Origin of the sequence: Desulfobotulus sp. (genome assembly GCF_034006065.1) — a bacterium.
In the GTDB taxonomy this organism is placed as follows: Bacteria; Desulfobacterota; Desulfobacteria; order Desulfobacterales; family ASO4-4; genus Desulfobotulus.
Window position 1 is genome coordinate 53,543 of the sequence record NZ_JAVETM010000018.1, and the last position, 14,476, is coordinate 68,018.

3 protein-coding genes (1 of these 3 only partly in view) are annotated in these 14,476 nt (G+C 59.5%); all 3 read left to right on the plus strand.

From position 1 onward, the window contains the following. Tightly spaced (at most 55 nt apart), the 3 genes in view from RBR60_RS08645 to RBR60_RS08655 form a layout consistent with a single transcriptional unit that may run on beyond the window. Nucleotides 1–12,574 carry the 3' portion of an Ig-like domain-containing protein gene (locus tag RBR60_RS08645; protein ID WP_320355763.1) on the plus strand. The gene continues 25,133 nt to the left of window position 1, outside the view, so only the last 12,574 of its 37,707 coding nucleotides appear in the window; its start codon lies off the left edge, out of view; it ends in the stop codon at nt 12,572–12,574. Between the two features lie 55 nt (nt 12,575–12,629). Further along, nucleotides 12,630–13,481: a peptidylprolyl isomerase gene (locus tag RBR60_RS08650; protein ID WP_320355765.1), complete on the plus strand. Its 852-nt coding sequence runs from the start codon at nt 12,630–12,632 to the stop codon at nt 13,479–13,481. Beyond that, a complete protein-coding gene (locus RBR60_RS08655) occupies nt 13,478–14,350 on the plus strand; it encodes a hypothetical protein (RefSeq protein WP_320355767.1) in 873 nt (290 codons plus the stop codon). Before RBR60_RS08650 ends, RBR60_RS08655 begins: the two co-directional genes overlap by 4 nt. Nucleotides 14,351–14,476: the final 126 nt, after the last annotated feature.

Here is a 14,476-nt window from a genome sequence, read left to right on the forward strand (position 1 = left end):
TGCGGGCCGTTTCCTGGGTGGCAGCGGCAGGGTGGCCTTCACCCGCCATGGTCAGCTTCTCGATGGCCTGATTCTGTCCGATGACGGGGTGCAGCCCCTGGCGGGCCGCATGGCGAGGGGCGGGATTGTGGATCTGGCTCTGGATCGGGACAGGCTTTACCTGCTCACGGATACGGGGCTCAGTCTTTATGGGATTTCCAAGGGGCCTGTGCTGCAGCTGGATGCCCTTTTCCATACGGCCCTGGATGGGGGAGAAGGACTTGCCGTTTCCGGAGAGCGTCTTGTGATCTGGCAAGGCTCCCAGCTGCGTTTTTATCGCATTCTCGATGAAGGGGGCCATGTGGAGGCTCTGGGCATTCAGGATTGCGGCGCTGTGGTGGAAAGGGCCTTCTTTGATGGCGGGCTGCTCTGGGTACGCAGTGAGGGACCCCACAGACCCGGCACCTGGCAGGTCTGGAAGGACGGCGAGCTCGTGGGCTTAGATACCCGTGGAGCCGAGGACTTCCTTTTTGCGGGCAACCGCCGTTTTGCCAGAATGCCCGCAGAGGAGGGGGGCCTCTCTTCCCGTATACTCGGCAGGCTGACCCAGGCAGAAGAAGGAAGCGGAGCCTTTGCTCCCCTGCTGAAGGAAGGGGTCGGAGGTCTTCTCATCACAGGCCTTGATTCAGGGGCTGCCCTGGGCGGGGCGGACTTTATCCTGCTGGATGGGGCGGGAAGGGTATTGGCCCCAAGGCCCGTCTATGAAGAGGGAAAACCCGCACTCTTTGTGGATCGGGAACAGGGAATGGGGGAAAGCCTCCGCCTTCTGAGGCTGAATCGCTCCGGATCTGTGGCCTCGAAGGATCTTCCCCTTTCCCAGACGGCCTATACGGAGATAAGGGAGCTGCATCCCCTTGCCGGAAAAGAGCTGCCGAAGGGAATCCTTCTGCCCGTCAGCGCCCTTTTCCATGAAGACGCACGGGTATCCGACGCCAGCCTCTTTTTGAATCAGGGTCTTCAGGGCAGGCTCTTTGGGGATGCGGGTTCCGTTCTGCGGCGCTGGCTGACCCTGCCGGATACCGGGGATACCTTCCGCCTTCAGGTAAAGGCGGGGGATACTCCGGTCATGGATGAGGGCTACGGGCTCATGGAAAACCAGCCTGCCGGTCAGGTGCATATTCTCACACCCATGAACAACACAGGTTTTGTGGAAGGAAGCCTCCTCGGTCTGGAATATGCCGTGACCGCGCCCGAAGGCAGGCCCCTTGCCTTTGTGGAAGTGCTTCTTTCCGAGTACTTCAACCATACCCTTAAAGGCCGCTGGCTCATTGCGGATCCCCGTGGCAGGCTGGAAATAAGGCTGCCCGGGGTTTCTGAAAAGGAGGCCTTCCGTGTCCGTGTCCGGGCCCACTTCGGTGATGCCTTCTTCTACAGCGAATCCGAGGTGCAGATCCATGTGATTCCCACGCTTCAGATTCCTTCGGTGCGCATCGGAGGGGTGGGAGAAAGCGTGATGGCGGGTTCTGTTCTGGATCTGGAGCTGCTTTCAGACCTTCCTCCGGGTTTTGTGCCGGAAATCCGTGTGATGAATCAGGATCAGGTACTGGCTTCCGGGGATACCCGCCTGCGTTTTGTGGTGCCGGAAAACCTTGAAACCTTCCGTGTGGAAGGCAGGCTCAGTGACGGCCTGGGCAAGACGGGAAGTGTGCGGCATTCCGTGCAGGTGATACCTGCCCTGAAACCCGGTCTTCACCAGAAGAAACTTCCCTTTGACTTTGGCATTGCCGATGTGGGCAGGGGCTGGTTTGCAAGGGGACGGGAGCTTTTCAATGAAAAAGGCGAACGCCTTGCCCGTATGGAAACCCCCATCCTCGCCATGGACAGGCTCGACGACCGGCTTCTTCTTTTTCTGGAAGAAACAGGCCTTGTGGTGGTGGATCCGGAGGATGATTTCAGAATTCTCAGTACCCGGCCCATGGCGGTGAACCTCACCCGTATTTCCGTGGCGGACAGCCGCATGCTGGCCTCAGACGGGGTGAACCTTTACACCTTCAGCATTTCCGGCAATGCCGTGGAGCCTGAGGGCTTTATCCCCGGTGCGGGGAAAACACTGGACATCCTGCCCGAGTCCGGAGGCTGGGTGTATCTGACCCCCACCCGCCTTGTGCGTACCAATGAAAAGGGAGAGGAAAAGGCCGGGTTCAGGGGCGATTTTGCTGCCATGGCCGTGATGGAGGACCGGATCTGGGTAACGGGTCCGGATCAGGGTCTCTGGGATCTGTCTTCCGATAACCGCCTTACGGCCCATGCCGCAGGAGAAGGGGGGGACCGGCTCATGGCCTTAGATGGGGATCTCATTCTCCTTTCCGGCAAAGAAGGCCGCCTCAGTCTGGTGGATGCAAGAAATCCGGATTCTCCTTCCATACGCGGGCGTTTTGCCATGGAAAGGGGGGGCAGCAGCGCGGCCCTTCTCAGCGGAGGCCGTATTTTCCTCGGTGGTTCCAGAGGCGCCATCCTCACCCTGGCCCAGAATCAGCCCCAGCCCCGTCTGCTCCATGCTCCCCAGCGTCCTAAGGGCCGTATCCGCACTGCGGATATTAAAGAAGGCCGCGTGGCTTTGGCAGCGGATTTCCACGGAGCCTCGGTGCTGGAGCCTAAAAAGGGGGTGTGGCTCGAAAATCCTCTGATTCCTGAGTATTCCGCCATTGTGGATGCCCTCCTCTTCCATGGGGATAAGATCCTCATGCTGCAGACGGCCAGAAATCATATTCTTTCCATGGATACAAAGGGCGGGAAGCCCCATCCCCTCCTTGGGGGTCAGCCCTTTGAGCGCATGGCCCTGGCCAGGCATTATCTGGCCGCCTCCGTGGGGGCGGATGTCCATATGCTTGATTTCAGAACAGGAAAAATCCATGTGATCACGCCCTCTGTCGGGGACGGGGTCAGTGCCCTGGCCACCGCCGGAGAAAGCCTGCTCATCGCCACCATGAATGGTGCTGTGTACCGTGTGGAAGATCCTGCCATACGGCCCGCCATCCTCTTTGCCTCCCCAGAGCCTGTGCGGCTCATGGCCGCAGGTGCGGATTATCTCTGGCATGTCCGGGGAAGGGATCTGCACAGGTTGAACCTTGCCACCCTGGAGGACAGTCACCTGTCTCTGGACAGCCCACCAACGGCCCTGGCCGTTTCCCAGGGCAGGGTCTGGGTGGCCGAAGGGGGCAGGGTGCATGCCTTGGATGCCCAGGGCTTCACCTCCCTTCCCCATCTGGGCGTGGATGCGGGCATGGCTGTCACCGCCATTGCCGTCAGCGGCAGCCGTATGGTGCTGGGACTGGGTGTGGAGGGGTACCGTATACTGGAGCTGCCCTTGGACGCCTCTCAGGCCGCTGCGGGTCTGGGCCTTCCCAGGCGCAATACGCTCTATGTCCAGAACGAGATGATTTTTGCCAGCCTTGAGAATGCTGCGGGGGTGCATGCCGTCCATTACCGGGTGAACGGAGAGCTGGTGGCGGTGCGCAGGACAGCGCCCTTTGACGCCTTCTTCCGGGTTCCCGCCTGGCTGAAAAACGGTCAGCCCTTCCATCTGTCTGCGGAAATTGAAACGGTCTGGGGAGAGTTGCGTCGCTCCGAAGAAAGAGCGCTCATGCTCCAGGGCGAAAATCTGCCCGCCAATCCCTTTACCGTGAGTCTCAATGTGACGGGTCGCTACAGGCCGGGACTTCTCGGCCTGGAGGCCCGGGTAGAGGACAGCGCCCACGCCGTGGCCCAGGTGGAATTCTACCACAGCACTGGCGGCATGGCCGGGCCTTACAGCATCATCGGCCGCCATTACGGGCCGGAGTATGTGATCCAGCGGGACATCGGTTCGGATACCCGCATGGAATACCTTAAGGTCAGGGCCGTGGATGTCTATGGCAACTGGGCGGAGTCTTTGCCCCAGGCCTTCCGCCGCTATAAAGACTATTTCCCGCCGGAAGCCCGGCTGCATCTGGAAGGTACCCTGAAGGCGGGAAAACCCGTGGGCGGACATGCCTTTGACGTGGTGATCCATCTTTCCGATGAGGGCAGCGGTGTGGCAAAGGCCCTGCTCATGCGGGAAGGGGTGCTGGTGGCTGCGGCCTTCGGAGACGGGATCCTGCGTTTCAGGGAGGAAACCGTGGAGGCGGGCCGCACCTACACCTACAGGGTGGATGTGGAGGACAGGGCGGGTAACACCCATTCGGTCACCCAGGCTGTGACGGCCCTTGAAGACGGTCCGCCGGAGATCCTTTCTCTGGGTGGGGACGAGATGGTCCGGGAGCAGGGAAGTTTCCATGTTCGGGTGACGGGAAGGGATGACGTGGGGCTGAAAAGCCTGAGACTGATCTGGAACGGTGTCACCCATGAGCGGAGTCTTTCCGGACTTCAGGCGAATTCTGTCCTTGAAATTCGGGATCGCAGAGATGTCCGGGTTTCGGCATCCGAAGCCTTCCCTCTTCATGTGGAACTTGTGGACAGCCTGGGCCAGAAAAGTGTTGCCACAAAGGAGATTCTTGTTGTTCCCGACCTTGTGCCGGATGCCTCGAAGGCGAAAATTACCGTTCCGTCCCATGCCTTTTTTAACGACAGGGTGGCTGTAGACGTGAGCGGCCTGGAGGCGGTGGACGACGGGGGATTTGAGAATCTGAAAACAGCCTTTGTGGCACTGGAAGCCGGGGGAGAAAAATTGCTCTCGGAAACAAAGGGGGGGCGGAAGATTGCGAAAACCCTGACCCTGCCCAAGGAGGCGGAAGGCGATGTTTTCCGGTTCAGACTGCGCTTTACGGATGCTCTGGGCCAGGAAGGAGAAAGTCCTGTTCAGACCATTCATCTGACCCAGAAGCCCAGTGTACTTGAGTTTCATGGGGGAGGACTTGCCCTGGCCAACCCCGCTGTGGCGGATGTGGGGAACCGGGCGCTGCTCCGGGTGCGGGTGCGGGATGCGGCAGCAAGGCCTGTGGCGAACCAGGAAATCACCTGGCGGATTCAGGAAGGTCCGCAGGGCGTTGATCCCTCCTCTCTGGGAAGCAGCCGGACGGACAACCTGGGGTTTGCGGATCTGGAGTTTACAACGGAACGCAGTAGCGGCCTGTACAGGCTTGAGGCGGCGGTCCGGGGCTATGAAAACCTGGGACTCAAGGCCCTGCACCTTCTGAGACTTCTGCCGGGAGAGATGCACACCCTTCATATTGAAGGAGAAGCTGAAGCCCGGGTGGGCGAGCGGGGTGCGCTTCGGATCTTCGCCCTGGATGCGGGCGGCAATGCCGTGACCCAGGCCAAGGGACCGGCCCTGAAGCTGCGCCTGCCGGATGCCGGTTTTCATTTCGGATTTTCCGATGGTGTGCAGGTAAGCCTCTGGCAGGATGAAACGGGCGCCCATGGAGAAGAAGGCACTCTGCTGCTGAAAAACGGCAGGGGAGAAGCTTCCTTTTCCCTGCCCCTGAAAAGTGGTCGCTATGGCCTGGAGCTTTCCCCTCTGGCAGATACGGTGAGGCTTGTGGTGAATGAAGGGCCTCCTGCTTCCCCAGGGGAAGGGGAAACCTTCTGGCTCAGGGTACTTGCCGATGGCGCTGCGGGTCTGCGTTTTAAGGTAGAAGCGCAGACGAACTGTGAGTTTTGTGATCCCGATGTCCTGGAAGTCGGGGAGACAGCCACCCTTTCCCTCTCCCTGGTGGATCTGTACGGCAATGGGGTGGAAAGGATCCAGACCCCTGAGGGTCTGATGCGGGATGCGGATTTCTCTGTGAGGGTATCCCTTTCCGGGAGTGGAGAGAGCGCAGGGGAAGCAGGATCTGTAACCCTTTCCATGATCCGTGGAACCGTTTCCTTCCCCGTGACCACGACTGTGGCGGAACGGGTGGCCCTCACCCTTCTGGATCTGGATCCACTTATTCCGGATCTCGATACGCAAGCGGTCTTCCATCTGGATTTCCAGGCCAAAAGACCTGCTGTGCGGGAGGCCTTCTTCGGGGAGGCCCAGGATCACATGCCGCCCCCCCTCTGCCTTATCTTCACGGAAGCGGTGACGATGCGGGAAGGGACGCTTCCCTTTACTGTCCATGCAGAGGGGCTGCCTCTGGAGGGAAGTTTCCGTCTGGAAGGAGAAACCCTCTGCTTTGATCCCGGAGAAGACGTGCGTCTGTACACGCAGCACGTCTATCAGCTGAATCCTGCGGGTCTTGTCAGTCTTGATGGCCTGCGGCCTGTCCTGAACCAGACGGGCAGTCTCCTTTCTCCCCATGTGGCCATACCGTCCCAGGCGAAAACCTGGGCCCTGGAAGGGAATGCCCTGTCCCTTGCTCTCCGACTGGGAGAAGGGGTGGATGCAGGCCATATTCATGGGGGATGGGCCCAGCTCAATGGGGAGGCCCCCCTTCCCTTTGACTGGAAACAGGGCCGTCTTGTGCTGCCCATGGCACCTCCGGGCAGCCCGGATGGGGAGATTCTGAGCCTGCGCCTTGGAGGCTGGTATTCTCCGGAGGAAAAGGCCCTTGAAGTGGCCAACACCCTTTCTGTGAAGCGTCTTCTCGTGAATGGGGATTATGACGGAGATGGCCTTCCCAATGCCCTTGAGGTGAAGCTTGGCTATGATCCCACCCTGGCGGATACCTCAGGAAACGGCATTTCCGATGGCATGGAGGATTATGATGGAGACGGGCTTTCCAATTACGATGAACTGCGTCTAGGAACCTCACTGGAAAATCCGGACACGGATGGAGACGGCATTTCTGACGGGGAGGAGGTGCATCGTTACGGCACGGACCCCTTAAATTCCGATACGGACGGTGATGGGGTTCCCGATGGTCTGGAAGTGGCCACGGGCAATGATCCCCTTTCCCCCAAAGGTCTTCACATCGCCCCCTGGGTTACGGCCCTTCGGGTCAGTCCCGGAGAAAGGGAGGTGGTGCTGGAGCCTGGGCATACGGAGAATCTGTATCTCCGCGTCTTCGCCACCCTGGAAGTGGAAGGAAAAATTCATGAACTGGAGGTGACGGACGAACGCTTTGCCACGGTGTATACCTCCGATGCGCTCCAGGTGGCTGAGCCGGTTCAAAACGGTCTGTTCCGGGTGCGGAACCTGGGAGAAGCAAGACTTTCCGCCACCCTGAACGGGCAGAGGGCGGAATGCCACCTCAAGGTGACAGCACCCCCGGCCGAGGGAACGTCCGTCCGGCTCATGCCCATGGATCCGCCCCAGGTACTGTATGCGGGTGCGGACCGGGCCGAGATCTGGATTGAGGTGAGAAGCGATCTGCCCACAGCGGTGGAACGGATTGTCCTGGATGGCAGGGAAATTCCCGTAAATTGGCTTCCCTTTCCCAATGCGGATGGTGAGCAGGGCGGGGGAGATGGTGTGGACGAAGTTCAAATGATGAGGGCAATGGAAGGCGATTTTGGTTCCGCAGATATCGGTCAGTTCCGGGCGGAGCTGGTGACAGGCGCCGCCCATCCCCTGATGCTCTGGTATTCCCATGGGGAGTACACGTCCCGTGCCATGGAGGGAAGGACATCCGAATATCCGGGTGCTGAGGACGTGGAAGAAGTCCCTCCCTTTTTCATCCGTCTTTATGGTCGCGCCATTCCCGAAGATCTTGAAGGGAGGTTGGAGCTCTATCTATGGCAGTTTCTGTTTGAGGGAACGTCCATGGAGCAGGCCGTGGAGGAGGTCAGGATTCTCGATATTCCCGTGAAGGCGGATCCCCTTCCCCTTGTGAATTTTTCAAGGAATCCGGCCCTGCCCCTGGAAATCCGGGTGGGTGAACCCCTGGATCTGGGAATTCAGGTGGAGGATGCGGCCTTTAACCGGATAAGCCTTGTTTATCGTCTGGATGGGGAGGAAATCCGTCAGCCCATGATCCCCCGCTATCCCCTGGTGCGGCCGGGAGAGGTGTACAGGGGGCGGTTTAACCGTCTTGAACAGATTGGGAATTATTATCCGTATCCTGTATATGGCGTGTCCGCAATCCCTTACCAGTATTCCCCAGATGCCATAGATTTCGGCCGGGCGGAGTGGGTGGAGCTTCTGCTGGAAATCCCTGAATCTGGCAGCTATACCTTCCTGCTGCCCGAAGGCCGCCGTCCTGAAATCCTGCTTTACGCCTATGAACCCTGGGCCCTTGGCTTCAGCGCCCTGCCTTTGAGGCGTTTCACCTTGTATGATGGCAGGTATCAGGGGTATCTGGATGCCGGGATTTACCGTATGCGCGTGGCACCGGCAAAGGCAAGCTGGGAGACCTGGAATCCGCCTTCCGGTGCTTTCTTCCAGGGTGCGGAGGCAATGCAGGGAGAACCCTATTACTGTGACATGGATACGGTCTGCCAGGACAGCAATCTGTGTACGGATCCCCTGGATGCCAACCGTTTCACCCTTTCTGTGGTGAAGGCAGGAGTTGTACCGCGTTCTTTCTCCTACGCAGAAGAAGAGGTTTGGGTGGAAGACAGATTCACAGCCCAGCCTGTTCTGGGGGCTGTAGCGCAGTATGAACACCGTCGGAATCTTTTTCTTCCTGACGCAAGCCAGGTGGGAACCCACAGCCTTGAGATTCTGGCTGTGGAAGAGGGAGCGGATCCGGAAAATCCCCGCATCCTTCCCCTTGCCACCTATACCCTTGACATCCTTCCCGAAGGAGTCTGCACAACACCAGCGGTCAAGGTGCTGTACCCGAAGGCCGGAGACCGCCTTTTTGTGCGCAGGGCCGGAGACCGCATCGGAGAAAGCGGGAACCGTTTTCAGGCCCTTACCCTTCAGGCTTCGGCTCCCGGCGGCCTTGCCTCCCTCACCTGGATGAATCCGCCGGATCTTGAGATCCGGAACACGGAGGATGCCAGCGGCAGACCTCTCTCCTTCCCCCTGGCCCATACCCTGGAAAGGGTGGATGCCCTTACCTACAGGCTCTCCAATCCCGCAGCCTATCAGGCGATTTTACAGGCCGGACTCACCGAACTTGTCTTCCGTGCGGAAAGCGCCTGCGGCGCCAGCACCCTGGTGTCCGTGCCTGTGGATCTGGGGGAAGATCCGGCTCCCAGGGTGCTTTTTGCCCAGGAAAATCTTTCCCTGGCCCAGGGCCGCAGGGAGGTGCTGACCCTTACTCTGGAGGATGCGGGCCGGGATCTCATGGGGGCGGAAATACTGGCCTTCCCCAGGGACTGGGAGCCGCCGGAAGGAGAGTTGTGGATGGACAACAGGAATCATCTCCGTCTTGTGTATGGTTTTTCCATCATGCTGCCACCTGAGGAGGAACCGGAGTTCCAACCGGAATTCCAGCCATGCGCCTTTGGCCAGAATGGGCATGGGCCTTCCGATGCTGGGGAGCCTTTGCGCCTTTCCGGCGTGCATCTTTTCGGGGAAAAACTGCGATCCTTCACCCCTGCCTATTACGGGCTGGAAGGCCGGAAGCTCAACGCCCAGGACAGGGACGCTGTACCGATCCGTCTGCCCTTTGCCATTCCCCTGAACATGCCCGAAGGAGACCTCTATGAAGTCCGGGTGCTGGTCCATGAAACCAGTGGCAGGATCACGGTGTCCCAACCCCTGGATCTGAGTGTGAGAAACCATGGCCTTGCACCGGAGCTGCACCTTTTGTCCACTCCCCTGGTACCCGCCGGGGAAGTGCTGCCTGTGGTGGTTGAGGCCGTGGCCATGGGGGGGCTTTTGTCTCTGGAGTGTGTTGCCGAGGGCCCTGTGGCGGGGGAGGAGACTTCCTGGATCCTGAACCCTGAGCCGGGTCTTGCCTTTATCTCTCAGCAATTGCGGATCCCCGTGCGTTCGGATGCCAAAGCGGGAGAAAGGGTGGTGCTCAGGGTGAAAGCCATGGGGCGCAATGGCAAAAGCCGGGAGGCGGTGCTGGAGGTGCCTGTGGGCATCTGGGGTGAAAACCAGGTGGTGGTGCAGGGACACCAGGGGGTGGGGCCGGAGATGGCCTTTGCGGATCTTCTTGTACCCTCCGGTGCCGTTCTTGACTGGAACCGGGCCGACATCCCCGTTCATGGCATTACCCTTGAGGACGGGGGGCTTATGTATATCCGTGCGGATCAGGAAAACCTGCATTCCCTGAGAATCCGGGAAGGAGGCCGTGTCCTTCTGGAATCAGGGCAGCAGCGCCTGAAGGTTCGCAATACCCTGACCGTGGAAGCGGGGGGTCTTCTGGAGGTGACTTCTGTTTATTCAAGTAAGCGCGATGCCTATGGGGCTTATGGGGGGGCCCATGGCGGAGACAGCGGGAGTCGGCAGGCCCATGGGGACTTCCGGGATCCCGCCTTCCCCGGCGGAACCAGTCGTTATCAGTACGGCGGAGGTGTGCTCCGCCTTGAAGCGGATACCCTCATCCTGGATGGCCGCATCCAGGCCCATGGGCAGGATGCTTTTTCAGGGTCATGGTATGTGGGCGGGGGGGCAGGGGGAAGCATCCGGGCGGATGTCCGTATGCTGGAAGGCAGCGGCAGTCTCAGTGTCCGGGGCGGGAATGCAGCCAGTGCATCCCAGGGGCCTGGAGCCGGAGGCAGGATTGCCCTTTACTATGAAAGCTTTGCAGGCGGTGGGGATCCTCTGGATCGCCTCACCCTGGATGCAAAGCCCGGCAGGGCTCTTTCCATGAATTACGCATCTGCACCGGGCACCATCTATCTGAAGGCAGGTCATGAAAGCCATGGCACCCTGATGGTGGATGGCCGGGATCTTGATTTCATGGATAGAAAAACCCCCATCCGGGCATTGGCTCCCATCAAGGTTGAAGAAATAGAAGCACTTGGAAATGGGGCCTACCGTGTCTGGCTGGAGAAGTCTCCCGGTGTGCCTTCCCCTGATCCTGCAAACTGGGAGCTTGGACTTACGGGCACCCGCCTTGTGCTCAATGCCGAAGATTCCGCCTCCCCTGAGGCGGACATAGAAAACCATGGAGTGAGCAGCAACGGCCGTTACTGGCTGGATGTGCGCTCGGAGGCGAACCTTCTGCCCCATGCTGGGGGGAAGGCCCTGGGCCTTGTGCGCCTTGATAGGCTGATCCTGAAGGGCAAGGTGCGCCTTGCCTGTCCGGGTCGCATGGAAAGCAGCCTTGTTTCCCTTGAAACCGCAAGCCAGGTGACGGATGTGACGGAGCTTCTGGGGCCGGATACCCATCTGGATACCCTGAACCTTAAGGATACGTCGGGCTTTTATCCGGGTGCGCTTTTTGTCCGATCCTTAAGCCTTGAGAATGCGGATCTGAGGACTTCCGGACCCATGGAGGTGGAAGGCGAAATCCTGATCCGGGGGACTTCCCGCATGGAGAATTCCCTTATCCGGGCGGATACCTTCCGGGTGGTGAGCGGAGGAGAGATACGCCTGAGCGGTTCCCTGAACGTGAGGGGGAATTTCATTCTGGGCGGTGAAAACACCCGCATGCGGGCGGACACCATCCGCGTGGGTGGCAACGGCCTCATTTCAAGAGCCAGGCTGACCACCTCCCTCTTCAGCGTAGAGGGCAATCTGGATCTTCTTGAGGGGGCCATTCTTACGGTGCCTGATGCGGAGGAAGCCACAGGACGGCTCTGGCCCCTCGATCTTAAGGTGGGAGAAACCCTTTTTGTGGAAGAGAGTGCAAAAATTTCCCTGACGGCCAAAGGTTATCCCAGAGGCTTTATCGGATCGGATTTCATTTATAATACGGCCCTGGCGGGAAGTCATGGGGGGCTTCGGGCAGGCCTTGGGTGTGGCAAGAACACTCTGGGGGATTTCCGCAGAGCACCCTTTGCCGGGTCCGGATCCGGAGGCTACGGCAATGGACGGGGCGGGGGGCTGGCCCGCATTGAGGCGGGTTCTTTTTCCCTCTACGGCAATCTGGAAGCCGATGGGGAGAACGGCGGCGCAGGCGGGGGGATTGATCTGGTGTTGGATCAGGGCTTTGAGGGAAGCGGTCTTCTTTCCGCAGCAGGCGGTCGGAGTTCTGATAGCTATGCTGGATCCTATCCATCGGGCGGCGGAGGTCGGATTCGCCTGATTCTTCCCCATGGGAACGCCATGGCCTTCGGCGGCACCTTCCGCCTTGGGGGCGGTGCCTATGATGGCTGGAGAAATGTGGGAGGAGCGGGCACCCTCTTTATCACCGATTCCGAAGGGAAGGAAAGCCGCCTTGTGGTGGACAATGGGGGCAATGTCGCAGGGCCCTGCAGCACACCCGCAGCCCAGGTGGGGCGACACACCCTTGTTCGCGTGGAAGCCTTGGGAGAAGGTCTTTACATATTACACACGGCCCAGCCCGGTCCCTGGTCCGGAAGGGATCTCCAGGGCCTGCGGCTCACCCTGGATGCGGAAGAAAATGCAGGTCCGGACGGCGCTTATCCCCTGGTGGTTTCCAACACGGAGGATAGCCTCACCATCCGGGTGGAGGCGGGCATGAACCTGAATCCGGAAGCCTTTACGGGCAGGGATCTTCTTGGGGTGCATGTGCTGGATCGCCTGGAAGTGACGGGGAAGGCCGCCCTTTCCTTTGGAGAGGACAGGGTCTATGTGCGGGACAGGGCGGACTCGCTGCTGGAACCCGGTGCTTCCATTGAGGCAGGAGAGGGCAGTGTGCTGCCTGAGTCCAACCCAGAACACTGAGGAAAATGTTCGGATATCCGGACGGTCAGGATTACTCAACCAAAGTGGAGAAGGTATGAAAAGCATAAAAAAATGGTGTGTGGGTCTTTTGTTTGCGGTGTTTTTTGTTTCCCTGTGGGGCTGCGGTGAGGAGGATGTCATCGCGCGGGTGGATGGGAAGGCGCTTTCAAGGTCGGGGCTGGAGAGCCATCTCGCCTTCAAGCGTGTGGATTCGTCCGATGGGAAGCGGGTGGGGCTGATGGAGGAGAGCTTTGTGAACCGTGCGGCTCTGGCTGCGGCCATTGAAAAGTCCGGAGTTCTGGATAAGGAGCTGATGGCAGCAGAGCTGGAGGAGTTTCGCAGGGAGATGCTGATCAGCCGGTATTTTGAGCGTTTTCTGGCGGAAGCGGTGACCGATGAGACGGTTTTGACCTATTACAATACCCATGGTTCAGAATACGAGGAAGAGCGGGCAAGGGTGGCCCACATCCTCGTCCGCACCCGGCCTGATATGGAAGAATCCGAGCGTAAAGCCCGGCTGACGGCCCTGCAGGAGGCCTGGTCATTGGTGCGGACGGGCAGAAAGGGCTTTGAGGAGGTGGCAGAAAGCCATTCCGAGGACAGGATTTCTGCAAAAAAAGGCGGGGATCTGGGCTGGATTGCGAAAGGCAGCATTGATCCCGGCTTTTCAGAGAAGGTTTTTGGCGGGCTGGAGGTGGGGACGGTATCCGAGCCCTTTGAAACTCCCTTCGGTTACCATGTGGTGAAGCTTCTGGAAGGGCCTGCGACGGTGCGTAAACCCTTTTCTTCCGTGTCCGGCGACATCCGTTATCAGCTTCGCAGTGCGGCAAGGGTGGCTGAGATGGAGCGTCTTCAGAAAAGCGTGAAGGTGGAGCGGATTTCTAAGGGCAAAGGGAACCCGTCATGAGAGGCATCAGGGGAAGCAGTATTGTTTTCTGGCTTTGTTTTTTTCTGCTCTTTTCCTGCAGCGAGGCTCCGGCTCCGGAGATGCCCCCCCTTGGGGGAGGAGCAGGAGAGGTGCTGGTCTGGGTGGATGAAAATCCCATCACACGCCTGGATCTGGAAGACGCCCTGAAACGGCTTGAGGCTGCGGGCCTGAAGGAAGAGGAGGGCTCCCTGAAAGCAAAGGTGCTGGAGAGCCTGATCCAGACGAAGGCCATGGCCCAGGCCCGTTTAAAGGAGATGGATGCCGAAGAAAAGGCCCGACTTGATCGTCAGGTGGCGGCTCACAGGGAGGAGCTTTTGGCCAAGGCCTTTCTTCTGCGCCACGCCACGCCGGAAGGGGTGACGGAGCAGCAGGCAAGGGCCTATTACGCGGCCCATCCCGAAGCCTTTGGCGGCGGGGTTCTCCGGGTATATGGTCTGGTTATGGGGGAAGATTCGGGAGGGATGCAGGGTCGAAGCCGTGTGGTGCAGGCTCTGGAGGGCTTTTCCGGGGTCGAAGACTGGCAAGCACGGACAGAAGCCCTCCGGAAGGAGGGACTTGACCTGATCCACATGGAGGACAGGGAGGATCTGGCCCTTTATCCGGCCTCCATTCGCAGCCTTGGCGCTTCTCTGGATCTGGGTGAGGAAACCGCAGTTTTTTTCCATGGGGGCAGGGCCTGGCGTATGCGACTTTCTGAGGAAGTGCAGCGTTCAGCCCGTCCCTTTGGGGAGGTGCATGCAGAAATCTCAGGTCTTCTTTCTCCGGTACAGGTGAAGGCAGCGGTGGCGCAGGCGGCAAAGGCGGCCATGGACAGGGCGGATATCCGCCATGCCCGCAAGGATGGATAGATGGGTTTGATGGGGAGAGGCAGGAGGATGGGGAGCATGGGCAGGCTGGAAGCTGGCGGGTTACGCTGGGGCGTTTTTTTTCTTCTGATTCTGGTGCTGACAGGATGCAGGCTTCCTGCGGTGAAG